General features: G+C 73.6%; 1 protein-coding gene. It reads right to left on the bottom strand.

Annotation, left to right across the window (positions count from 1 at the left end; translation table 11 throughout):
- Positions 1-3: 3 nt before the first annotated feature.
- Positions 4-23,988 carry a non-ribosomal peptide synthetase gene (locus tag AQJ27_RS40915; protein ID WP_067380720.1) on the bottom strand — a complete coding sequence of 7,995 codons (23,985 nt, stop codon included), beginning with the start codon at positions 23,986-23,988 and terminating at the stop codon, positions 4-6.
- Between the last annotated feature and the right edge of the window lie 46 nt (positions 23,989-24,034).

Genomic DNA, 24,034 nt, shown 5'->3' with positions numbered 1-24,034 from the left:
GAATCAGTCCTCATGGTGGTGGGTTGGGGTGTCACCGGCGACCTCGGCGAGGCGGGCGGCCAGGATCGGTCCGATCTGGGCCAGTGAGCCGGCTTCGGTCATCCGGTTGTGCCGGGTGGTGATCTCGTGCGATTCGATCCGGCCCGCGATGTACGGGCGCCAGGTCGCGGGCCCGGCGTCGTCCCCGTCACGGTCGATCGTGGAGTTGAACAGCAGCAGGTCGCCGTCGAACCCGGCGGGGACGAAGTCGACCGCCAGCCTCGCGTTGTTGATCATGATGTGGACGATGACCTCGATCTGCTGCTCCGTCAGGCCCTGCAGCGCGCTGCCCCGCCGGTTCAGGACCTCGGCGACCTCGGCGTAGGTCAGCTCCCGGTCGCCCAGCTCGTCCGGGTCGACGTCGAGCACACCGACAAGCACGTCCCGCTCGGTGGGCACGGGCATCTCCTCGAACTGCACGTCCTTCACCGGATAGGCGTCGAGGATGGCCAGCAGCGCGGTCCGCTCGCCGCGCGCCTGCAGCTCGCAGGCGATCGCGTGGGCGATCAGCCCGCCGGCCGACCAGCCGAGCAGCAGGTACGGGCCCTCGGGCTGGATCTTGCGGATCTGGTCGGCGTAGTCGGCCGCCATCTCCTCGAAGGACGTCGGCAGGGGTTCGGGCCGGCCCAGGCCGCGCGCCTGGATCGCGTAGACCGGGTGCTGGGGATCGATGTGGTTCAGGAGCCCGCTGTACGACCAGCTGATGCCGCCGCCGGGGTGGATGCAGAACAGCGGCGTGCGGGTCCCGGTCGAACGCAGCGGCAGCACCACGTCCAGCGCGTCGGCGGGGTCGTCCATGACCAGGCGCTCGGTGAGTCCGGCCACGGTCGGCGCCTCGAACAGCATGCGCAGGCCAAGCTCCAGGCCGAGGGTCTCGCGGACGCGGGAGGCCAGGCGGGCGGCCAGCAGCGAGTGCCCGCCCAGATCGAAGAAGTTGTCGTCGATGTGCACCTGTTCCCGGCCGAGGACCTCGGCGAAGAGGCCGCACAGCAGCTGCTCTCGCGGCGTCCGGGGGCCGCGTCCGGTGCCCTGCGCCCCGTACTCGGGGGCGGGCAGGGCGGCCCGGTCCAGCTTGCCGTTGGCGGTCAACGGCAGCGTGTCCAGGGTGACGAACGCCGACGGCACCATGTAGTCGGGCAGTTCACGGCGCAGTCGCCCGGAGAGCTCGCCCGTCTCGGGGGCGCCCTCGGGGGCGGGCACCAGGTAGGCGACGAGCCGCTTGTCGCCGGGCCGGTCCTCGCGGGCGACGACGGCCGCCTGGGCGACGCCCGGGCAGCTCGCGAGGATCGCCTCGATCTCGCCGGGCTCGATCCGCAGACCGCGGAGCTTGACCTGGTGGTCGGTCCGTCCGGCGAACTCCAGTGTGCCCTCGGCCGGCCACCACGCCAGGTCGCCGGTGCGGTACATCCGGCTCCCGGGCGGCCCGTACGGGTCGGCGGTGAAGCGCTCCGCGGTCAGGCCGGGTCGGCCGAGGTAGCCGCGGGCCACGCCCGTCCCCGCGAGGTACAGCTCGCCGACCAGGCCCGTGGGCACCGGCCGCAGGCGGTCGTCGAGGACGTAGGCGCGCATGTTCGCCATCGGCCCGCCGATCGGCACGGTCGCGGCGTGCTCGGGGAGGCTGTGCACCGGGTGGCAGGTAGCCAGGGTCGTGGCCTCGGTGGGCCCGTAGCCGTTGACCACCTCGATGCCGGGGCAGACCTCCAGCACCCGGGCGACGGCGGCTGGGGAGACCACGTCACCGCCGGTCCACACCTCGCGGACCCCCGCGAGCAGGGCCGGCCGCTCCTCGGCGACCAGGCGGAACAGCCCGGCCGTCAGCCACAGTCCGGTCACCCCGTGCGTGCTGATCGTGTGCTGCAGCAGGTCGAGGTCGAGCCGCTCGGGCGGTGCGACCACGACCCGGCCGCCGTTGAGCAGCGGCACCCACAGCTCGTAGGTCGAGAGGTCGAAGGCGGTCGGGGAGTGCATCAGCACCCGCTCGTGTCCGCCGCCGTGGTATTCAGGGGTGAGCGCGAGGCCCACCACGTCTCGGTGGGTGACGGCCACGCCCTTGGGCCGGCCGGTCGAGCCGGAGGTGTACATCACGTACGCCAACTGCCGCTGGTCGCAGCGTACTTCGATGTCGGACGCGTCGGGTTCGCCCTCGATCGAGGCGGTCAGCACGTCCTCGGTGAGCACCAGGGCGGCCCCGGCCTCCTGGAGGATCAGGTCGATCCGGGACTGCGGGAAGCGCGAGTCGAGGGGCGTGTAGGCGCCGCCCGCCTTGATGATCGCCAGGAGCGCCACGACGAGGTCCGCCGAGCGGTCCAGCAGCACCGCGACCGGTGTCTCCGGTCGTACGCCCTGGCGGATCAGTGCCCGCGCGAGGCGGTTGGACCGCTGGTCGAGTTCCCGGTAGGTCAGCTCGGAGGCGCCCGCCACGACGGCCACCGCGTCCGGGGTGGCGCGCACCTGGCGGGCGAACAGCTCCGGCAACGCGGCCTCGGGCAGCTCGACCGCGGCGCCGGTGGACCGGGACAGCAGCCGGCGGCGTTCCTCGCCCGACATGATGTCGATCCGGCTGATCGGCCGGCCTGGGTCGGCGACCGCCGCGCGCAGCAGCCGCGCCCAGCGCTCGAACAGCAGCTCCACGGTGGCCGGGTCGAACAGGTCGGTGGCGTACTCCACCGCGCCGATCAGGCCGTCGGGGCTGGGGGCACCTCCCGGGCCGCCAGGCCCAGGGGGACCGTCCGGGCGGAACTGCTCGGCCAGACTGAACGTCAGGTCGACCCGCGAGGTCCCGGTCGACGCCTCCAGGTGGCCGGTCTCCAGGCCCGGCAGCGCGAACTCGCCCACTGGCGCGTTCTGCAGGGCCAGCATGATCTGGAACAGCGGGTGGTGCGACAGCGAACGGGCCGGGTTGACCACCTCGACCAGGTACTCGAACGGCACGTCCTGGTGGTCGTACGCGGCGAGCGCCTTCTGCCGCACCCGGCCGAGCAGTTCGGCGAAGCCGGGATCGCCGCTCGTGTCGGTGCGCAGCACCAGGGTGTTGACGAAGAAGCCGACGAGGTCGTCCAGCGCCTGGTCGGTACGGCCGGCGATCGGGCTGCCCACGGGGATGTCCGTACCGGCACCGAGCCGGGTGAGCAGCGCGGCGAGGCCGGCCTGGAGCACCATGAACATGCTGGCGCCGCGCTCGGCAGCCAGGTCTCGCAGTGCCTGGTGCAGTTCGGGGTCCAGCCGGACCGCGACCCTGCTGCCCTGCTGGGAGGCCACCGGCGGCCGGGGCCGGTCTGCGGGCAGCTGCACCTGCTGCGGAATGCCCGCCAGTTCGTCCTTCCAGTAGGCCAGTTGCCGGGCGAACAGGCTGTCCGGGTCGGCGGCGATGCCGAGCAGTTCGCGTTGCCAGCAGGTGTAGTCGGCGTACTGCACCGGCAGCGGGGCCCACTGCGGCTCCTCGCCACGGCAGCGCGCCGTGTAGGCGGCCGCGAGGTCGCCGGAGAGCGGCCCCATCGACCAACCGTCGGCCGCGATGTGGTGCACCACGACCAGCAGCACATGCCGGTCGGGCGCGAGCGCGTACAGCTCCGCCCGGACCGGCGGCTCCGCCGCCAGGTCGAAGCCTCGCCGGGCCGTCTGCGCCAGCCGCTCGGCCAGCCGGCTCTCGTCGAGCTCGACCACCGGCAGCTCCGGGTGCGCCTGTGAAGCGCTCAGCACGACCTGGTACGGCACACCGTCCGTCTCGCGGAAGACCGTCCGCAGGCTCTCGTGCCGGGCGATCACGTCCGCGAGCGCGGCGTGCAGGGCCGGGCGGTCGAGTTCGCCGGTCAGGCTCAGCGCGAGCGGCATGTTGTAGGTGGCGCTCGGCCCGTCCATCCGGTGCAGGAACCACAGGCGGCGTTGGGCGAAGGACAGCTCCACGTGTTCGGGTCGCGGCTGGGCGGTCAGCGTGGGCCGCGCCGTGCCGGAACCGTCGAGGCGGGCCGCCAGTCCGGCCACGGTCGGCGTCTCGAACAGCGTCCGGACTTCGAGCTCCGCGCCGAGGGTCGCCCGGACGCGGGAGGCCAGGCGGGTCGCCAGCAGTGAGTGTCCGCCCAGGTCGAAGAAGCTGTCCTCGACGCCGACCTGGGCCAGGCCGAGCACCTCGGCGAACAGCTCGGCGAGGAGCTGTTCCTGCGGGGTGCGCGGCGCCCGCCCGGCTCCGGCCGGGCCGAGGTCGGGCGCGGGCAGCGCGCGGCGGTCGAGCTTGCCGCTGGCCGTCAGCGGCAACGTCTCCAGCGCCACGAACGCCGACGGGATCAGGTAGTCAGGCAGTCGCCCGCGCAGCCATTCGCGGAGTTCGCCGATGAGGGCGCCGGTGCCCCGGCTGCCGGTCGGGCGGTTGGTCAGCGACGACAGCGGCCTGCCGGCGGTCCGGGCCGACCGGTACGGCTCGACCGGGGAGCCGTCATGCGCCCGCGGGTCGGCGAAGACGACGTCCAAGGCGTCGGCCACGGTGGCCGACCAGGTGACGCCCACCCAGCGGTCGAACTCCAGCCCGATGGCCCGGAAGTCCTCCGGGTCCGGGAGTTCGCTCTCTTCCGGGCCGTGCAGCCGCTCCAGCAGCTCGGCGAGCGAGCCGTCGCCGTTCTGCACCGCCCGCGAAAGGGCGGACTCGCGCAGCACCCGGCGGTTCGGCACTCCGGTGATCCGCAGCACGTCAGCGGGGGGCTGGGCGAGGAGTTCGCGCAGCTCGGCCAGTCCCGCGAGCTGGTGTCCCCACTCCAGCTCGACTGTCCGGCCCGGGGCCGCCGGAACGACCGGGGCCTTGTGCAGCGTCACGTCGTAGCGGTAGCGGGTCAGTTCGTTGTGGTGACGGCCGCGCTTGACCTCCACGGCCACCGCGCCGATGTCCGTGCCGTGCTCCCGCAGGACGGTGAAGAAGTCCGGGTCGACCAGGAGTTCCTTCTCCACCCTCACGGCCTGCTCCACCGCGCGGCGCACCGCCGCGAGGTCGCCGTCGGCACCGGTGCGGTGCAGTTGGACCGCGGTGGCCAGCGGGCGCAGCAGCCGCAGGTTGCGGACGTCGCCGACGAAGAGCGTGCCGCCGGGGGCGAGCAGCCGCATCAGCTTCCCGGTCACGTCAGCGAGGTAGTCGGCGGACGGGAAGTACTGCACCACCGAGTTGATCACGATGGTGTCGAACCACCCGGCCGGCAGGCCCTCGGTGTCGTGCGCCGGGCGGGTCTGCAGCACCACACGCTCGGCCAGGCCGTCCTGCCGGGCGACCTGCGCGGTCAGCGCGTCGACCGCCGTGGCGGAGAAGTCCGTCGCCCAATAGGTCTCACAGTGCGGTGCGATCTGCGAGAGCAGCAGTCCGGTGCCGACGCCGACCTCCAGCACTCGGCGGGGGCACAGGGCCAGGATGCGGGCCACGGTGGCGTCCCGCCACTCCCGCATCTGCTCGACCGGGATCGGGCTCGCGTCGTAACTGCTGTTCCAGCCGACGAAGTTCTGGCCGAAGCCGGCTTCCTCAGGGGTGATGGGCAGGGCGTCGTAGATGTCCTGCCACTCGCCCACGTGGTCCGCTTCCAGGCCACTGTCCCGGGCCTCGTCCTGGTGCGGGACGACGTAGCCGACGAGCCGGTCGTCCTGGGCGAGGACGGCGGCCCGGGCGACCGCAGGGTGCTCGGCCAGCGCCGCCTCGACCTCGCCGGGCTCGACCCGGAAGCCGCGTACCTTCACCTGGTCGTCGGCACGGCCGACGTACTCCAGCTCGCCGTCGTTGCGCCAGCGCACCAGGTCTCCGGTGCGGTACATGCGCTCACCGGCTCCGAACGGGCAGGCGACGAACCGTCCGGCCGTCAGGCCCGGCCGGTTCAGGTAGCCGCGCGCCAGTCCCGCGCCCGCGACGTACAGCTCCCCCGCCACGCCCGGCGGCACCGGCCGCAGCCGCTCGTCCAGCACGTACACCCGGGTGTTGGCGATCGGACGGCCGATCGGCGGGACGCCCGTCCCCGGGGACAGCGGGGCGCTCATGGTCGCGCACACGGTGGTCTCGGTCGGACCGTACGCGTTGATCATCCGGCGCCCTGACGCCCAGCGGTCCACCAGTTCCGGCGGGCACGCCTCACCCGCCACCACCAGTGTCGACACCCGCACCGAGCCCTCCGGCAGGGCGGCGAGGACGGACGGGGGCACGGTCACGTGGGTGACGGCGAGGTCCCGGTCGGCCAGCGCGGCCACCGGGTCCGCCGTCGGGGGCAGCACCAGGGCCGCGCCGCGCAGCAGGGCGGTGTAGATCTCCGACACCGAGGCGTCGAAGCTGGGCGAGGCGAACTGGAGCACCCGGCTGTCGGGTTCGATCGCGAACCGCTCGATCTGTGCGGCGACCAGGCTCGCGACGCCGCCGTGGCCGACCACGACGCCCTTGGGGCGGCCGGTCGAGCCCGAGGTGTAGATCACGTAGGCCGGGTGCCGGACGTCGAGCGCGACCACGGGATCGGTGTCCGGCCAGGCGGACACCTCGGTCACCAGCGCCGGGTCGTCGACCATCAGGGCCGGCCGGGCGTCGTCCAGCATGTACGCGATCCGCGCCGACGGGTACGCCGGATCCACGGGCAGGTACGCGGCCCCGGCCTTCAGTACGCCCAGGACGGCCACCACGGACTCCACCGAGCGCGGCAGGGCCACGGCCACGGTCTGCTCCGGACCGACGCCCCGGGCGATCAGCGCGTGCGCGAACCGGTTCGCCCGGGCGTTCAGCTGCCGGTACGTCAACTCGGCGTCGCCGCACACCAGCGCGAGGGCGTCCGGGGTTGCCACGACCTGTGCCGCGAACGCCTGCGGCACCGGGACGGCCGCCACCTCGCGGGCGGTCGCGTTGCCCCGCTCCAGCAAACGGTGCCGCTCGTCGGCGTCGAGGAGCTCGATCCGTCCGATCGACCGGTCCGGGTCGGCGGTGACCGCCTCCAGCAGGCGCGTCCAGCGCCCGGCGAGCGCCGCGACCGTCGAGCGGTCGAACAGGTCGGTGGCGTACTCCACCGCGCCGACGATCCCCGCCGGGCTGCCGTCCGGACCGAACTGTTCGACGAGACTCACACCGAGGTCGAACTTGGCGGTTTTGGTGGCCACCGCGTAGGTGGCGACGTCCAGACCGGGCAGGGAGAACCGGCCCATCGGAGCGTTCTGCACCGCCAGGATGGTCTGGAACAGCGGGTGGTGGGACAGCGAGCGGGACGGGTTCAGCGCCTCCACCAGGTGCTCGAACGGCACGTCCTGGTGCGCGTACGCCGACAGCGCCGTCTCCCGCACCCGACCCAGCAGCTCGGCGAAACTCGGATCACCGCTCGTGTCGGTCCGCAGCACCAGCGTGTTCACGAAGAACCCGACCAGCTCGTCCAGCGCCTCGTCGGTACGCCCCGCGATCGGAGACCCGATCGGGATGTCCGTGCCCGCACCCAGCCGCGTGTACAGCGCCGCCAACGCCGCCTGCAGCACCATGAACAGGCTCGCACCCGACCTTCGGGCCAACTCCAGCAGGGAGGTGTGCAGTTCGGGGCTCAGCTCCAGGCTGACGTGGTCCCCGCGCCAGCCGGCGACGGCCGGCCTCGGCCGGTCGACGGGCAGCTGGAGCAGCTCCGGCAGGTCGGACAGCTGACGCTTCCAGTAGTCGAGCTGCTCGGCGAACCGGCTCTGAGGGTCGGCGGCGTCGCCGAGCAGGTCGCGCTGCCACAGCGTGTAGTCCGCGTACTGCACCGGCAGGACCGGCCACTGCGGCGCGCGCCCCTCGCACCGGGCGGCGTACGCCTCGGCCAGGTCGCGGGCCAGCGGGCCGGTGGACCAGCCGTCCCCGGCGATGTGGTGCATCACCAGCAGCAGCACGTGCTCGTCCGGCGCGATTACGAACAGCTCCGCCCGCAGTGGCGCTTCGGCCTCCAGGTCGAAGGGCTGTCGTGCGAACTCGGCGAGCTGCTCGAACAGTTCGGCCTCCGACATCTCGGTCAGCCGCGCCCGGGGCCGGGCCTCGGCCGGGTCCAGGACGAGCTGGCAGGGTACGCCGTCAACCTCCGGGAAGACCGTCCGCAGGCTCTCGTGCCGGGCCACCACGTCGGCCAGCGCCTCGTCCAGCGCCGCCCGGTCGAGCGTCCCGGTCAGCCGGAGCGCCAGCGGGATGTGGTACGTCGCGGCGGTGCCGTCCATGCGGTGCAGGAACCAGAGCCGACGCTGGGCGAAGGACAGCGGCACCGCCTCCGGCCGCTCGTGCGTGGTCAGCGCCGGGCGGCCGTGACCAGCCCCGGCCAGCGCCTCGGCCAGGCCCACCACGGTGGGCGCCAGGAACAGCGCGCGCAACCCCAGCTCCACACCGAGCACCGAGCGCACCCGCGCGGCCAGCCGGGTGGCGAGCAGGGAGTGCCCGCCCAGGTCGAAGAAGTCGTCGTCGAGCCCGACCCGCGGCACGCCCAGCACCTCGGCGAACAGCTCGCACAGGATCTGCTCCTGCGGCGTGCGCGGCGCCCGGCCGCCGACGGTCGTGCCCGGCTCCGACGCGGGCAACGCCGCCCGGTCCAGCTTCCCGTTCGGTGTCAACGGCAGCACATCGAGCACCACGAACGCCGACGGCACCAGATAGTCGGGCAGACGGTCACGCAGATACGCCGTCAGCTCCGCCGGGCGTACGTCCGTGTCGGGCCGCGCCGCCACGTAGCCGATGAGCCGGTCATCCTGGGCGAGGACGGCGGCCTGGGCGACCACGGGGTGCTCGGCCAGCGCCGCCTCGATCTCGCCGGGCTCGATGCGGAACCCGCGGACCTTCACCTGCTGGTCGGCGCGGCCGACGTACTCCAGCCCGCCGTTGGTGCGCCGGCGCACCAGGTCGCCCGTGCGGTACATCCGCGCGCCAGCCGGGCCGAACGGGCAGGCGACGAACCGCCCCGCCGTCAGCCCGGGCCGGTTCAGGTATCCGCGCGCCAGACCGGGGCCGGCGACGTACAACTCCCCCGCCACCCCCGGCGGCACGATGCGCAGCCGCTCGTCGAGGACGTACACCCGGAAGCCCGCGACCGATCGGCCGATCGGCGGCACACCGGGCCCCGGGGACAGCGGGTCGCTCATGGTCGCGCACACCGTCGTCTCCGTCGGACCGTACGCGTTGATCATCCGCCGGCCCGGCGCCCACCGGGCCACCAGCTCCGGCGTGCAGGCCTCACCCGCCACCACCAGGGTGGTGGCCGTGAGGTCGGCGCTCTCCAGAGCGGCCAGCGCCGAGGGCGGAAGCGTCACATGGGTGACGTCGAGCCGACGGTCCGTCAGGGCCTCCAGCGGGGCCTCGGACGGGGCCAGGACGAGGGCGGCGCCGGTGAGCACGGCAGCGCACAGGTCCCAGAAGGACGCGTCGAAGCTGGGCGAGGCGAACTGGAGAACGCGACTGCCCGGCGCCACGCCGAGCCGGTCGACCTGCGCCGCCACCAGGCCCGACACGCCGGTGTGGCTCACCATGACGCCCTTGGGCCGGCCGGTCGAACCCGAGGTGTAGATCACGTAGGCCGGGTGCCGGGGGTCGAGCGCGGTCTGCGGGTCGGTGTCCGGCCAGTTTCCTTCGGTCACTGTCGCCGGGTCGTCGATCACCACCGTGGGCCGCGCGTCGTCCAGCATGAACGCGATCCGTGCCGCCGGGTACGCCGGATCCACCGGCAGGTACGCGGCCCCGGTCTTCAGCACACCCAGGACCGCCACCACTGACTCCACCGAGCGCGGCAGGGCCACGGCCACGGTCTGCTCCGGACCGACGCCCCGGGCGATCAGCGTGTGCGCGAACCGGTTCGCGCGAGCGTCGAGTTGACGGTACGTCACCTCGACATCACCGCAGACGAGCGCGACCGCGTCCGGCGTCGCCGCCACCTGCGCCGCGAACAGCTCCGGCAGGCTCACCCCGGCCGCCCCGCCCTCGACCGCGGGCAGCAACTCGCGACGCTCCTCGGCGGACAGCAGGTCGATCCCGCCGATCGGCTGGTCGGGCGCGGCGGCGACCGCGGCCAGCAGCCTGGTCCACCGGGCGACCAGTGCCTCGACCGTCGAGCGGTCGAACAGGTCGGTGCTGTACTCGACCGCACCGCCGATCCCGGCCGGCGCGCCGTCGGTCCCGTGCTCCTCCGCGAACCCGAAGGTCAGGTCGAGCCGCGCGGTCCCGGTGAGCACGGTCACCCCGGAGACCTGGAGACCCGGCAGCTCGAAGTCGCCGCCCGGCGCGTTCTGTACGACCAGCCCGGTCTGGAACAGCGGGTGGTGCGACAGCGAGCGGGACGGGTTCAGCGCCTCCACCAGGTGCTCGAAGGGCACGTCCTGGTGCGCGTACGCCGACAGCGCCGTCTCCCGCACCCGACCCAGCAGTTCGGCGAAACTCGGATCACCGCTGGTGTCGGTGCGCAGCACCAGCGTGTTGATGAAGAACCCGACCAGCTCGTCCAGCGCCTCGTCGGTACGCCCCGCGATCGGAGACCCGATCGGGATGTCCGTGCCCGCGCCCAGCCGCGTGTACAGCGCGGCGAGCGCGGCCTGCAGCACCATGAACAGGGTGGCACCCGACCTTCGGGCCAACTCCACCAGTGCCGCGTGCAGTTCGGCGTCGATCCGGAGTTCCAGCAGGTCGCCGCCGTACGACATGGTGGCCGGGCGCGGTCGGTCGGCAGGCAGCTGCAGCTGCTCGGGCAGCCCGGCCAGCGCCTCGGTCCAGTAGGTGACCTGGCGGGCGAACACGCTGTCCGTGTCGTGCTCGTCGCCGAGGATCTCGTGCTGCCACAGGGTGTAGTCGCCGTAGGTGACCGGCAGCGGCGGCCATGCCGGAGCCCCACCGCCCTGCCGGGTGGTGTAGGCGGTGGCCAGGTCACGGGCCAGCGGGCCCATGGACCAGCCGTCCCCGACGATGTGGTGCATCACCAGCAGCAGCACGTGCTCGTCCGGCGCGAGCGCGAACAGCTCCGCCCGCAGCGGTACTTCCGAGGTCAGGTCGAACGCCCGTACCGCCGCCTCGCGCAGCAGGGCGGGCACCTCCGCCTCGCCGGCCGCGCGTACGGTCAGCGGGACGGCGGCCTCGCCGGCGTCCAGCACCCGCTGGTACGGGACTCCGGCGGTGTGCGGGAAGACCGTGCGCAGGGTCTCGTGCCGGGCCACCACGTCCGCGAGCGCGGCGCTCAGCGCGGCCCGGTCGAGGTCGCCGGACAGCCGCAGGGCGAGCGGCATGTGGTAGGTCGCGCTCGGCGCCCCGAACTGCTGGAGGAACCAGAGCCGGCGCTGGGCGAACGACAGCGGCATCGGATCGCGGCGGGGCCGGGGTACCAGGGCCTGCCGCGCGGTGCCGGCGTCGTGCAGCCCGGCCGCGAGCCCGGCGGGTGTCGGCGCCTGGAACAGGCTGCGCAGTTCCAGCTCGACCCCGAGGGTCGCCCGGACCCGCGAGACCAGCCGGGTGGCGAGCAGGGAATGCCCGCCCAGGTCGAAGAAGCCGTCGTCGACCCCGACCCGCGGCACGCCCAGCACCTCGGCGAACAGCTCGCACAGGATCTGCTCCTGCGGCGTGCGCGGCGCCCGGCCGCCGACGGTCGTGCCCGGCTCGGGCGCGGGCAGCGCCGCCCGGTCCAGCTTCCCATTCGGCGTCAGCGGCAGCGCGTCGAGCAGTACGAACGCGGACGGCACCAGGTGGTCCGGCACCCGGTCGCGCAGGTACGCCGCCAGCGCCGCCGCGGTCGCCCCGGCCCCGGCCGGCGGGACGACGTACGCGACGATCCGGTCCTCCCGGGCGAGCACCGCGACCTGGGCGACACCCGGGTGCGCGGCCAGCTCGGCCTCGATCTCGCCCGGCTCGACCCGGAACCCGCGGATCTTCACCTGGTGGTCCACCCGGCCCGCGAACTCCAGCTCGCCGTCGGGGCGCCAGCGGACCAGGTCACCGGTGCGGTACATCAGCGCGCCGGCCGGACCGTACGGGTTGGCGACGAACCGCGTGGCGGTGAGCCCGGGCCGGTTCAGGTAGCCGCGGGCGAGTCCCGCCCCGGCGAGGTACAGCTCACCCAGCACGCCGGGGGCGACCGGTCGCAGCGCCGAATCCAGCACGTATGTCTGACAGTTGGCGATCGGCCGGCCGATCGGCACCGGCAGCGGACAGTCGGCGGGGTCGGCCGGCAGCGGGTAGGCGGTGATCACATGGGTCTCGGCGGGCCCGTAGTGGTTGTGCAGTTCCCGGCCCGGCCGGCGGGTCTGGAAACGGCGCACGGCACCGCCGAGGCGCATCGCCTCACCGGCCTGGGCGACCAGCCGCAGGCCGGGCAGTTCCAGCCGGGCCTCCTCGGCGGCCTCGGCCAGCGCCTCGACCACCAGGTTGGGCGCGAACAGCTCCTCGACCCCGTGCCGGTCCAGCCAGCGGGCGAACAGCTCGGCGCTGCGGCGCTGCTCCTCGGTCGGCACCACGAGGGTCTTGCCGTACAGCAGCGCGGAGAGCGTCTCCTGCACCGAGACGTCGAAACTGATCGCGGTGAACTGCGCGGTACGCGTGCCGAGTTCGCCACCGACGGACCTGTGGTGCCACGCCAGCAGGTTCAGCAGCCCGGCGGCGGGCATCACCACGGCCTTGGGCCTGCCGGTGGAGCCCGAGGTGTAGATGACATAGGCCGGGTGCCGCGGGTCCACGACGACTGCCGGATCGTGCTCCGGCAGGTCTCCGTCCGGTGTGACGGCCGCGAGGTCATCGAGCACCACGGCAGGCCGGGCGTCGTCCAGCATGTACGCGATGCGGGCGGCCGGATAGTCCGGATCGACCGGCAGGTACGCCGCACCCGTCTTGAGGACCGCGAGGACGGCGACCACCAGCTCGGTCGACCTCGGCAGCCGCAGGGCGACGACCTGCTCCGGCCCCACCCCGCGCGCGATCAGCGCGTGCGCCAGGCGGTTGGCCCTTCGGTTCAGCTCCCGGTAGGTCAGCACGGTGTCCTCGAACGCCACCGCCGGAGCCTCCGGGGTCGCCCGGACCTGCGCCTCGAACAGAGCGGGCAGGCCGGCATCGGGAGCCGGGCAGGCGGTGTCGTTGCGTACGACCAGCAGTTCGTGCCGTTCCTCGGCGGTGAGGACGTCGATCCGGCTCAGCGGCCGGTCCGGTTCGGCGACCACCGACGCCAGCAGACGCAGCCACCGGGCGACCAGTGCCTCCACCATGGCGGGGTCGAAGAGGTCGGTGCTGTACTCGACCCGCCCGACGATGCCCTCGGCCGGCCCGCCGGTGCCGCCGCGCTCCAGCAGGTGGAAACCGAGGTCGAACATCGCCGTCGGCGTCCGCACCAGGACGATCTCAGCGGCCAGACCGTCCAGCGCGAACTCGGTGCGGGGCACGTTCTGCAGCGCGAGCAGCACCTGGAACAGCGGCTGACGGGCGAGCGACCGGGACGGGTTGAGGGCCTCGACGACGTGCTCGAACGGCAGGTCCTGGTGCGCGTACGCGGCCAGCGCGCCCTCGCGGACCCGGCCAAGGAGCTCGGCGAAGGTCGGGTCGCCACCGGTGTCCGTGCGGAGCACCAGGGTGTTGACGAAGAATCCGACGAGGTCGTCCAGGGCCTCGTCGGTCCGGCCCGCGATCAGGCTGCCGACCGGGATGTCCGTTCCCGCGCCGAGCTTGTCCAGCAGCGATGCCAGGGCGGCCTGCAGCACCATGTACACGCTGGCGCCGTGCTCCCGGCCCAGCCGGATCAGCCCGGCGTGCAGTTCGGCGTCCAGTTCGATCGCGAGGTGGCCGCCGGAGCAGGAGGGGGTCGCGGGGCGAGGGCGGTCGGCGGGGAGCCGGATCTGCTCCGGCAGGTTTGCCAACTGCTCGGTCCAGTAGGCCTGCTGGCGGGCGAAGAGGCTGTCCTGGTCGGCCGGGTCGCCGAGCAGCTCCTGCTGCCACAGGGTGTAGTCGGCGTACTGCACCGGCAGCGGTGCCCACCCCGGTTCCTCGCCCTGGCGGCGTGCCGCGTACGCGGTGGCCAGGTCGGCGGCCAGCGGGCCCAGCGACCAGCCGTCACCGGCGATGTGGTGCATCACCAGGAGCAGCACGTGCTCGTCCGCCGAAACCTCGAACACCTCGGCGCGCAGCGGCGGTTCGGTCGCGAGGTCGAATCCGCGCGCCGCGGCCCCCGCCAGCAGTTCCGGCAGGACCGTCTCGTCGGCCGTGGTGACCGACAGCCTCGGGCACGCCTCTGCGGTGGCCAGCACCTGCTGGTGGGGCACTCCGTCCACGGCCGGGAAGACCGTGCGCAGGGTTTCGTGCCGGTCGACGATGTCGCCCAGCGCCGCCTCCAGGGCCGCCAGGTCCAGTGGCCCCGAGAGCCGCCACGCGAGCGGCATGTTGTAGACCGAGTCGGCGCCCTCCAGCTGGCGCAGGAACCACAGCCTCCGCTGCGCGGACGACAGCGGCACCATCCCCCAGCCTTCGGCCGGGGGTGCCCCCACGGGCCGCTCCGCCCGCCCCAGGGCGAGCCGGGCCCGGTCCGCGCCGCCCAGACCGGCGGCCAGCCCGGCCACCGTCGGGGTCTGGAACAGGGTGCGCAGCGCCAGCTCCACGCCCAGGGCCGCACGGACCCGGGCCACCAACCGGGTGGCCAGCAGGGAGTGCCCGCCGAGGTCGAAGAAGTCATCGTCGACACCGACCTGAGGTAGACCCAGTACCTCGGCGAACAGCTCGGCCAGTACGTGTTCCTGCGGAGTGTGCGGGGCCCGGCCGGCCCGCGACGCCGCGTACTCGGGCTCGGGCAGTGCGCGCCGGTCCAGCTTGCCGCTGGCGTTCAGCGGCAGCACGTCAAGGGCGACGAACGCGGCCGGCACCATGTAGTCGGGCAGCCGCTCGCGCAGGTGCGCACGCAGGTCTTCCGGCCGAAGCTCTGCCCCGGTGGCGGGCACCAGGTAGGAGACCAGGCGGGTGTCCCCCGCCCGGTCCTGCCGGGCGGTCACGGCGGCCTGCGCGACCTGCGGGTGTTCCGCCAGTGCCGCCTCGATCTCGCCGAGCTCGATCCGGAATCCCCGGACCTTGACCTGGTCGTCGATGCGGCCGAGGAACTCCAGGTTCCCGTCCGATCCCCACCGCACCAGGTCACCGGTGCGGTACATCCGCGAACCGCTGGGACCGAACGGGTCCGCAACGAACCGTCCCGCGGTCAAGCCCGGACGGTTCAGGTAGCCGCGCGCCAGCCCGGCACCGGCGATGTACAGCTCACCTGACACACCCGCGGGCACCGGCTGCAACGCGGCGTCGAGCACGTGCAACCGCACACCCCCGAGCGGCCGGCCAATCACTTGGCGCGGGCTCGACTCCAACGGTGCGAAGGTCGAGTCCACCGTGCACTCGGCCGGCCCGTAGTAGTTCAGGGCGAACACCCCGTCGGCCGCCCGCAACCGTTCCCACAGTTGCTCCGGAACGGTCTCCCCGCCCAGCCCGACCCACGACGGACGCCACCGCGGGTTGTCCAACAGCCCGTGATCGACAAGGACTTGCAGGTAGGACGGGGTGCCGCCGACCGTGTCCAGCCCGGCCCGCGCCGCATACTCAAGGTAGGCGTCCGGGTCGGTCCAGGTCGCCTCGTCCAGGACGTGCAGCTCGTGGCCGGCGTACAGGGCGAACATCTGGTCGCAGGAGGCGTCGAACGACACGGACGTGGTCAGCCCCACCCGCACCCGCTCCCCCGTCCGGAAGATCAGCGGACACTGGTCGGCGAACAGGTTGGACAGGCCGCCGTGCGTCGCCACCACGCCCTTGGGCCTGCCGGTGGAACCGGAGGTGTAGATGGCGTAGGCCGGATGGGCCGGGTCGATGGCCACCGCGGGGTCCGTCGCCGGGCAACCCGCCACCAGCCCGGCCGTCTCCGGGTCGTCGACCACCAGCCACCCGGCCGGACCGTCCGGCAGCCGACCCCGGGTCCGGGAGTCGGTCACCGCCAGGACCGGCCGGGCATCGTCGAGCATGTACGCGATCCGCGCGGCCGGGTACTCCGGATCGACCGGAACGTACGCGGCGCCGGTCTTCAGCACCGCGAGAATGGCCACCATCAGCTCGGCCGACCTCGGCAGGGCCACGGCCACCAGCCGCTCCGGCCTCGCGCCGCGCGCGATCAGCGCATGCGCCAACCGGTTCGCCCGCGCGTCCAACTCCGCGTAGGTCAGCGATGCTTCCGGCCCCACCAGCGCGACGGCGTCCGGAGTCGCACGCACCTGAGCCCGGAAGAGCTCCGGCAGACTCTCGGTGAAGGCCTGGGCCGCCGGGCCGGTACCCAGCGCCGTCAACTCACCGTGCTCCTCGGCGGTGAGCAGGCCGAACCGGCTGAGCCTCCGCTGCGGGTCGGCGACCACGGCACGGAGCAGCCGCTCCCAGCGCTCGATCATCGTCTCGACGGTGGCCGGGTCGTACAGGTCGCCGGTGTACTCGACGGACCCGTCGATCCCCTCCGGGGAGCCGTCCTGCGCGTGCCGCTCGGACATGGTGAAGATCAGGTCGAGCTTGGCGGTGGTCGACGTCGACGGCATGTCGCCGACGCGCAGCCCGGGTGGCGCGAAGTCGGCCCGGGGCGCGTTCTGCAGCACCAGCATGACCTGGAACAGCGGGTGGTGCGCCAGCGAGCGGACCGGGTTGAGGGCCTCGACCAGGTACTCGAACGGCAGGTCCTGGTGCGCGTACCCGGCCAGCGCGGTCTCCCGGACCCGGCCCAGCAGTTCGGCGAACGTCGGATCGCCCGAGGTGTCGGTACGGAACACCAGGGTGTTGACGAAGTACCCGACCAGCTCGTCCTGCGCCTGGTCGGTACGGCCCGCGACCGGGCTGCCGACCGGGATGTCGTCGCCCGCGCCGAGCTTGCTCAGCAACACCGCAAGACCGGCCTGAAGCACCATGAACAGACTGGTGCCGTGGGCGCGGGCGAGCTCGCGCAGCCCGCGGTGCAGCTCGGCGTCCAGCCCGGCACGCACGGAACTGCCCCGGTGCGAGGCGACCGCCGGGCGGGGCCGGTCGCCGGGCAGCTGGAGCTGCTCAGGCAGATCGGCCAACTGCCGGGTCCAGTAGGCCGCCTGGCGGGCGAACAGGCTGTCCCCGTCGGCCGCGTCACCGAGCAGCTCGTGCTGCCAGAGGGTGTAATCGGCGTACTGGACCGGCAGCTCCTCCCACTGCGGCTCCTCGCCACGGCAGCGCGCCGCGTAGGCGGTGGTCAGGCCCTGTGCGAGCGGGCCCAGCGACCAGCCGTCACCCGCGATGTGGTGGAGCACCACCTGGAACACGTGCTCGTCCGCCGCCAGCTCGAACAGACCGGCACGCAGGGGCACATCGACTGCCAGGTCGAACCGGCGGGCCTTCGCTTCCGCCATGGCGTTCGGCAGCTCGGACTCAGTGGTCCGGCTGACGAGCAGCCGCGGGCGGGTTGCCTCGACCTCCAGCACCTGCTGGAACGGCACGCCGTCGACCGCCGGGAAGACGGTGCGCAGGCTCTCGTGCCGCTCGACCACATCCGCCACGGCGGACTCCAGGGCCCGCCGGTCCAGATCCCCGGACAGCCGCCAGGCCAGGGAGATGTGGTAGTTCGCGCCGGCGCCCTCCAGCTGGTGCAGGAACCACAGCCGCCGCTGCGCGAACGACAGCGGGATCGCGTCGGGGCGTTCGCGCCGTGCCAGGGCGCTCTGCGCCGGTCCGGCCGCCACCAGGGCGGCGGCCAGGCCGGCCGGGGTGGGCGCCTCGAACAGGGTGCGCAGCGGCATTTCCACGCCGAGCGTCGCGCGGATCCGGGCGGCCAGGCGGGTGGCCAGCAGCGAGTGCCCACCGAGGTCGAAGAAGCCGTCCTCGACGCCGGCCGACGCCACGCCCAGGACCTCGGCGAACAGCTCGCAGAGGACCTGCTCCTGCGGGGTGCGCGGCGCGCGGGCGGTGGCCGCCAGGGCGAGGTCGGGGGCGGGCAGGGCCCGGTGGTCCAGCTTGCCGTTGGCGGTCAGCGGCAGCGCGTCCAGCACGACGAACGCCGACGGCACCATGTACTCCGGCAGCCGCTCCCGCAGATGCGCGCGCAGTTCGGCCGAACTCGCTGCGGTATCCGCGGTCGGCACCAGGTACGCGACCAGCCGGGTGTCGTCGGCCCGCTCATGCCGGGCCAGGACGGCGACCTGGGCGACGCCTGGGTGCGCGGCCAGCGCCGCCTCGATCTCGCCGAGCTCGATCCGGAAGCCGCGCACCTTCACCTGCTGGTCGGCCCGGCCGACGTAGCGCAGGCTGCCGTCCACCGCGCGGCGCACCACGTCGCCGCTGCGGTACATCCGCGATCCCGGCGGTCCGAACGGGTCGGCCACGAAGCGCCCGGCGGTCAGACCGGGCCGGTTCAGGTAGCCGCGCGCCAGGCCGGCGCCTGCGACGTACAGCTCGCCGGGCACGCCCGGGGCCACCGGCCGCAGGTGGGCGTCCAGGACGTACGTCCGCAGGTCCGCAATGGCCGTGCCGATCTGACCGGCGGCGGTTCCGGCCCGGTCGAGCGCCGCGTACGTGACGTGCACCGTGGTCTCGGTGATGCCGTACATGTTGACCAGCCTGGGCGCGTCGTCCGGGTGCCGCTCGTACCAGCTCGCCAGCCGGGCGTGCTCCAGCGCCTCGCCGCCGAACACGACGGTCCGCAGGGCGAGTTCGCGCGGGTGCTCGGCGTCCGCGTGCATCAGCTGGTAGAACGCGGACGGCGTCTGGTTGAGGACGGTCACCCGTTCGCGGGCGAGGAGCTCCAGGAAGCGGCCGGGCGAGCGGCTGGTCTCGTGGTCCACGACCACCAGACGGCCGCCGTGCAGCAGCGGGCCCCACAGCTCCCACACCGAGAAGTCGAAGGCGTAGGAGTGGAAGAGCGTCCAGACGTCGTCGGCGGAGAAGCCGAACAGCTTCTCGGTGGTGCCGAACAGTCGCACCACGTTCCGGTGTGTGACCACCACGCCCTTGGGGTTGCCGGTGGAGCCGGAGGTGTAGATGACGTAGGCGGCGTGGCCCGGGTCGAGGGGGATCTCCGGGTCCGTGTCCGGCAGGCCGTCCAGGTCGGCGGCGTCCAGCAGCAGCCGGTCCACCGGTTCCGCGCCCGGCAGGTCGCCGGTCCGGCTCGTGGTCACGAGGAGGGTGGGGCGGGCGTCCTGGAGCAGGTAGGCGATCCGGGCGGCCGGGTACTGCGGGTCCACCGGGAGGTAGGCGCCGCCGGCCTTCAGTACGGCGAGCACCGCCACGACCTGCTCCGCCGAGCGCGGCAGGACCAGCGCCACGCGCTGCTCCGGGCCCACTCCCCGGCCGATCAGGGCGTGCGCGAGCCGGTTCGCGCGGGCGTTCAACTCGCGGTACGTCAGGGTGACTTCACCGTCCGTGAGGGCGACGGCGGCCGGGTTCGCCCGCACCTGTCGCTCGAACAGCTCGGTCAGACTGCTCTCCGACGGCCTCTCGGTCCGGCCGGTCGGCGCCGGGAGCAGCGCGCGGAGCTCGTCGGCGGACAGTACGTCCACCTGTCCGATCCGCCGGCCGGGGTCGGCGACGACGGCGCGCAGCAGTCGCAGCCACCGCTCGACGATCCCGGTGACGGTGGCCTCGTCGAACAGGTCGGTGCTGTACTCCACCACACCCGACAGGCCGTCCTCACCTGGCTGTTCGGCCAGGATGAAGGTCAGGTCGCACTTGGCCGTCCCGGTGTGGACCAGGCCGGTCGCCACCCGCAGCCGGGGCAGGTCGAACGTGGCGAGGGGCGCGTTCTGCAACGCGAGCATGGTCTGGAACAGCGGGTGGTGCGCCAGCGACCGGGCCGGGTTCAACGCCTCCACCAGGTGCTCGAACGGCACGTCCTGGTGCGCGTACGCGGCCAGCGCGTCGGTGCGCACCCTGCCCAGCAGTTCGGTGAACGACGGGTCGCTGGAGAGGTCGGTGCGCAGCACCAGGGTGTTGACGAAGAGGCCGACCAGGTCGTCCGCGGCCTCGTCGGTGCGTCCGGCGATCGGCGTGCCTACGGGTACGTCGGTGCCCGCGCCCAACTTGCCCAGCAGGGCGGCCAGTCCGGCCTGGAGCACCATGAAGAGGCTCGCCCCGCCGTCCCGGGCGAGCGCGCGCAGGCCCTGGTGCAGCTCGGCGTCGATCCGCACCGGCAGGTGGGCGCCCCGGTAGGACATCGCGGTCGGCCGGGGCCGGTCGAACGGCAACTCGACCTGTTCGGGCAGGTCCGCCAACTTCTGCTGCCAGTAGGCGAGTTGGCTGTTCAGCAGGCTGTCCTGGTCCGAGCCGTCGCCGAGCAGCTCCCGCTGCCAGAGGGCGTAGTCGGCGTACTGGACCGGCAGCGGCGACCACTCCGGCTTCGCGCCCTCGGCGCGGGCCGCGTAGGCGGCCGTGAGGTCCCGTGAGAGCGGCCCCGTCGACCAGCCGTCGCCGGCGATGTGGTGCACCACCAGCAGCAGCACGTGCTCCTCGGCCGCCAGCTGGAAGAGTTCGGCGTGCAGCGGCGGTTCCTCGGCGAGGTCGAAGCCGTACCGGGCCGCCTGCGCCAGCCGCTCCGGCAGCTCGCGTTCGCCGAGCTCGGTCATCCGCAGTCGTGGCCGGGCCTCCTCCGGGTCCAGCACCCGCTGGCAGGGCTCGTCGTCGACCGTCGGGAAGACAGTGCGCAGGCTCTCGTGCCGCTCGACCACGTCCGCCAGGGCGGCTTCCAGGGCCCGCCGGTCCAGGGTCCCGGACAGCCGCAGGGTCAGCGGGATGTTGTACGTGGCGCTCGGGCCCTCCATACGGTGCAGGAACCACAACCGGCGCTGCGCGAAGGACAGCGGGACGGTCTCCGGCCGCTCGCGCCGCCCCAGCGCCGGACGGGCCCGGCCCGCGACATCCACGGCCGCCGCCAGTTCCGCCGGCGTCGGCGCGTCGAACAGGTCGCCGAGCCGCAGCTCCACGCCGAGGATCGAACGGGCCCGGGCGACCAGCCGGGTGGCCAGCAGGGAGTGCCCGCCGAGGTCGAAGAAGCTGTCGTCAAGGCCGGGCTCGGCCACCCCGAGCACCTCGGCGAACAACCCGACGAGCAGGTGCTCGGTCGCGCTGCGCGGTGCGCGGCCGGGCGCGGCGGACTGTCGCTCGGGCGCCGGGAGGGCCCGCCGGTCGAGCTTGCCGTTCGGGGTAATCGGCAGCGCGTCCAGCAGCACGTACGCGGCCGGCACCAGTTGCCGGGGCAGCCGGTCCCGCAGGTGGTCGCGCAGGGCGGTGCCGGTCACGGTGGCGCCGGGCTCGGGCACCGCGTAGGCGACCAGCCGGGATTCCTCCTCGGTGCGCACCGTCACGGCGGCCCGGGCGACCTGCGGGTGCTCGGCGAGAACGGCCTCGATCTCGCCGAGCTCGACCCGGAAGCCGCGGATCTTGACCTGGTCGTCGGTGCGGCCGAGGAACTCCAGGTTCCCGGCCGCATCCCAGCGCACCAGGTCCCCGGTGCGGTACATCCGCGACCCGCCCGGCCCGAACGGGTCCGCGACGAACCGCCCGGCGGTCAGCCCCGGCCGGTTCAGGTAGCCGCGGGCCAGCCCCGCGCCCGCGATGTACAGCTCACCCGCCGCGCCGGTCGGCAGCGGCCGCAGGGCGCCGTCGAGCACGTACAGCCGGGCGTTGGTGACCGGCCGGCCGATCACCGGGCGTGGGCTCGACTCCAGCGGCGCGACCACCGAGTTGACGGTGCATTCGGACGGTCCGTAGAGGTTGAGGCAGGACACGCCCTCCGCCGCCCGCAGCTGCTCCCACAGCCGCTCCGGGACGGCCTCGCCGCCCGCCCCGACCAGTGCCGGGCGGCGCTGCGGGTCACTCAACAGCCCGTGAGATACCAGCACTTGGAGATAGGACGGGGTGGCTTCGAGGTAGTCCAGCCCGCAGCTCGCCGCATAGGCGACCAGGGCATCGGGGTCGGTAAAGGTCTCATGCTCCAGGACGTGCAGCTCGTGGCCTCCGAACAGGACGGACAGCTGGTTCCAGGAGGCGTCGAAGGACACCGAGGTGGTCAGCGCCACCCGCAGCCGCTGCCGCTTCTTCAGGAGCGGTGCGAAGTGCACCTGCCGGAGGTCGGTGAGCAGGTCGAGCAGGCCGCCGTGGGTCGGCAGCACGCCCTTGGGCCGTCCGGTGGAGCCGGAGGTGTAGATGACGTACGCCGGGAGGCCCGGGTCGACGGCCACCATCGGGTCGGCCGCCGGGCAGTCGGTCACCAGGGCGGCCGTCTCCGGGTCGTCGAGCACCAGCCGGTCGACAGGCCCGGCCTCGGGCAGCCGTCCCTCGCTGCGGGAGTCCGTGACCAGCAGGGCCGGCCGGGCGTCGTCGAGCAGGTACGCGATCCGGGCGGCCGGGTACTCGGGGTCGACCGGCACGTACGCCGCCCCTGTCTTCAGCACCGCGAGGATCGCCACCACCAGCTCCGCCGAGCGCGGCAGGGCCACCGCCACCCGCCGCTCCGGGCCCGCTCCCCGGGCGATCAGGGCGTGCGCCAGCCGGTTGGCCCGCGCGTCCAGTTCCGCGTACGTCAGCGAGACGTCGCCGCACACCAGCGCGACCAGGTCGGGAGTCGCCCGGACGTGCTCCCGGAACAGCTCCGGCAGGCTCGTGGCCGGGGCCTGCGTCACCGGTCCGGAGCCGAGCACCGCCAGCTCGCGGCGCTCCTCGGCGGTGAGCAGTTCGATCCGGCCCACCGGCTCGTCCTGGTCGCAGTCGGCGAGGGTGTCCAGCAGCGCGAGCAGCCGCTGCTGGTGGCCGGCGAGGTCGTCGGGGCCGTACGCCTCCGGCGAGCCGTGCAGCCGGAGCAGCGGCGGGTTGCCGTCCCGGTAGTCGAAGACCCAGACGGCGAGGTCGGTGGTCGACCCGGACACGAAGTGGTGCACGGAGGCCGGGTGCCCGGCGAAGCTCGGCCTGGAGTTGAAGGCCATGATGTTGACGATCAGCGGGAACGCCGTCCCGATGCTGCCGGGGGCGCCGAGGTCCCGCAGCAGGTCCTCGCTGCGGTAGCGCTCGTGCGCGACGGCCGTCTCGACCTCCCGCGCCGCCTGGGCGACGAGTTCGCGCCACGGCATGTCCGGCCGGACCGTCAGCCGTAGCGGCACCACGTTGGACGTCGTGCCCGGCACCGCCGTCAGGTCGCGGTCGGCGCCCCGACGGGCGGTGACGGGCAGGGCGAGCACCACGTCCTGGTTGCCGGTCAGCCGGTGGGCGTAGAGCGCCGTCGCCGCGACCACCAGCCGGGACCACCGGACGCCGGACCGTCCCGCCGCCGCCCGCAGGGCGTCCGGGCGGCGCAGTTCCCGCTCCTCGGCCAGCCGGAGGGCGCGGTGCGGGTCGGTCGCGGAGGTGTCGGTGAGCCGGGTCGGGGCGGGCAGGTCGGCGAAGCGCTCGGTCCAGTAGGCGCGGTCGGCGGCGAAGTCGGTGGAGGCGCGGTAGGCGGCGTCGCTGTCGACCAGGTCCCGCAGCGAGCCGAACGGGCAGGGCGGCACGGCACCGCCCTCGGCAAGTGCCGAGTACACCTCGCCGACCCGCTGCCGGAGCATGGAGCTGCTGATCGCGTCCAGCACCACGTGGTGGTAGTTCAGGTACCAGAGGTACTCCGTCGGCGAGGCCTTGATCAGGGCGTGGCCGAACAGCGGGTCACGGGCGAGGTCCAGCGGGCGCAGCAGGTCCCGCTCCATCCATGCCACGGCCGCCGCCCGGGGATCGGGCTCGGCGCTGAGGTCGAGGTGGGCCGGAGCCCAGTCCCAGCTCTCCCGCAGAACCTGGCGCGGGCCCTCGCCGCCGTCGACGAAGGTCACGTGCAGGGCGTCGACCTCGTCGACCACCCGGCGCAGCGCGGTCTCGAACAGCTCCCGGTCCACCGGCCCGTGGATCTCCAGGCACTCGCCGACGCGGTAGCCCGCAATCGGCGTCCGGGAGCGCTGCTCGGCCAGCCAGATCTCGCGCTGGGCCGCTGTCAGGGGAAGGGCGTCACCATCGCGACGGGACATGGGGGGACCTCCGAGGGTGTGGGCAGGCGTGGTGGCGGGGCACGCA

Source organism: Streptomyces olivochromogenes, from assembly GCF_001514115.1.
Classification (GTDB): Bacteria; Actinomycetota; Actinomycetes; order Streptomycetales; family Streptomycetaceae; genus Streptomyces; species Streptomyces olivochromogenes.
Note: the sequence above shows the minus strand (reverse complement) of the source record. Positions and strands in the feature narration are given on the sequence as shown.